Genomic DNA, 2,023 nt, shown 5'->3' on the forward strand with positions numbered 1-2,023 from the left:
GGGGTGGCTATGAGAGAGATTGCAGGGGGTCATGCCTTAATGCATCAATATTGAATCCGGGTGGTGAATCATGAGTAACTTGACCAAGCATCGTTGGATCAAGGTTGTTCCGGATATTGCGGTTTTCCCAAACGCCTCACTGGTGAGGGCCACCGTCTCGCGATGGGTTTCCTTGAGACCAACAAAAATGCAACATCTATCCTCCACCATCCTGCTGAGCCTCCTGCTCACCGCCTGCGCATTGCCCGAGCCCTACAGCCACGAGCAGGCAGATGCGGCCACGGTGTATTTCAGCCAGACCTCTGACATCAGCATGAGCAAGGTGTCTGCGTGGTCGCTGCAGTTGACTGCCGTGGACCCGCAGGCTGACGCCCGGCTGCGTGTCATTGGGTTTCCCGTCTCTTCGCGCATCCATGGGTATCGCTCCGCACACCTGCAGTTTGAGGTGCTCAATGCGGATGAATACGGGAAGGTGGTCGAGTCGTTCAAGCTCCCACCGGGCCAGTACCGCATCAGTGCGATCAACCTGCAGCGCACCCCCACGACAAGCGCAGCGGCTGCGCCGGGCGTTTACATACCCGTCCCCGGCGCTTTCCTTCCCGTGCTCTATGACGACGGCTTGAACAAGCGGAGCGACGGCTCGCGCCCGTTTGGGTTCAAGGCCGAGAAATCCTTCGAGCCGATCATTTTTGAGGTGCAGCCCGGCAAGGCCCACTACCTGGGCAACCTGCGTGCCTATCTGGACGACTGTGCCAACGCCTTCTTCTCCAGCTGTGACAAAGTCCGCATCGAAATCCGCGACAGGTTTGATCGAGACACGGGCCTGCTCAAGACCAAGGCACCCAAGCTGACTCAATTCGAGAATCGAACCTTGCAGATAGACCGCAAGGCAAGCCCTCGCATTTACAGCGTCAAGTGACGCAAGCAGGGCCGGCCCGCGCCTACCAGGGGCCAGGGTCTTTTTCACCCAGGTGGACGGCAGCAAACGCACTTACAACGCCAAAGAACCCGTCGAGCGCGAGCTCCTGGGCGGCAAGAACTGAACGAACAAGGGAGCCGACATGAACCTGAAGCACATCGCCAGACAAGCCACGCTACTCGCCATGCTGGGCGTCCTGACCCTGCCCGTCGCCTGGGCAGCCCGCGCCAGCGCCGCCTCGGTGGAGAAACTCGTTGGCATCAACGGCGCGCAAAAGGCACTGGAGCAGGCCGTCGGCGGCATCGAGGCCCAGGTCAGGTCGCAGGTGGTCATGAGCCTGCTGCAGCAAAACGGTGGCGCGCCGCTCAATGCGCAGCAGCAGACCGCGGTCAACAAGGTCGTCCCCGCAGTCGGGGCCGTGCTGCGCCGTGAAATGGGCTGGTCAAACCTGAAAGACCCCTACGTCAAGCTGTACCAGGCCCAGCTCAACCAGGACGAGGTCAACCGCCTGATCAAACTCTACGAAGACCCCGGCTACCAGACGCTGATGCAGAAGATGCAGACCGTCAACCTGCAATCGGCCCAACTGATCCAGCAGCAATTGCCCGTCATCCTGCAAAAGATCCAGCCCGTGCTCGAAGACACCCTGAAAGACGCCTTGAAGCCGTAACGGCACTCTCAGCAATGCAGGCCCGGTGCGTGGATGGCTCATCCCTCGCGCACCCTTTTGACATGGGCACACCGGCCCCTTGACGCAAGAAGAATTTCGGGAGGAGCGCGATGACACAAGAAGCAGACACGCGATCATTGGCGCTGTCGACAGACCCCCATCAGAGGCCCGCACTCTGGAAGCGCGTGATCGCCGGCCTGCTGATGCTGACGATCAACGTCAGCGCGTTCGCGCAAGCGGTCTCTCCGGTGCTGGGCGCAGGAGGGCGCCCATACAGCGGGTACACCAAAGACGGCACGCTGGTGCAAGGCGGGCAAGTGGTGGGCAATCCACACCAGAGCCTGCACGACCTGCAAAACCCCGCGCTGTGGACCACCGCGGCCGTGGCGTTCAGCAACACCACCGACCCGACCTTCACCCAAGCCATCCTGGGC

At 61.1% G+C, this 2,023-nt stretch carries 3 protein-coding genes; all 3 read left to right on the top strand.

The genetic code is table 11. The features are described from left to right. Window positions 1-70 precede the first annotated feature (70 nt). Window positions 71-919 carry a hypothetical protein gene (locus HTA01S_RS24365; protein WP_157572273.1) on the top strand — a complete coding sequence of 283 codons (849 nt, stop codon included), beginning with the start codon at window positions 71-73 and terminating at the stop codon, window positions 917-919. Window positions 920-1,061: 142 nt separating this feature from the next. Then, window positions 1,062-1,589: a DUF2059 domain-containing protein gene (locus HTA01S_RS24370; RefSeq protein WP_068176643.1), complete on the top strand. Its 528-nt coding sequence runs from the start codon at window positions 1,062-1,064 to the stop codon at window positions 1,587-1,589. A gap of 110 nt (window positions 1,590-1,699) precedes the next feature. After that, window positions 1,700-2,023, top strand: a 324-nt coding sequence (locus HTA01S_RS24375; RefSeq protein WP_157572274.1) for a hypothetical protein, incomplete at its 3' end; no start/stop codon positions are given.

Origin of the sequence: Hydrogenophaga taeniospiralis CCUG 15921 (assembly GCF_001592305.1) — a bacterium.
Classification (GTDB): domain Bacteria; phylum Pseudomonadota; class Gammaproteobacteria; order Burkholderiales; family Burkholderiaceae_C; genus Hydrogenophaga; species Hydrogenophaga taeniospiralis.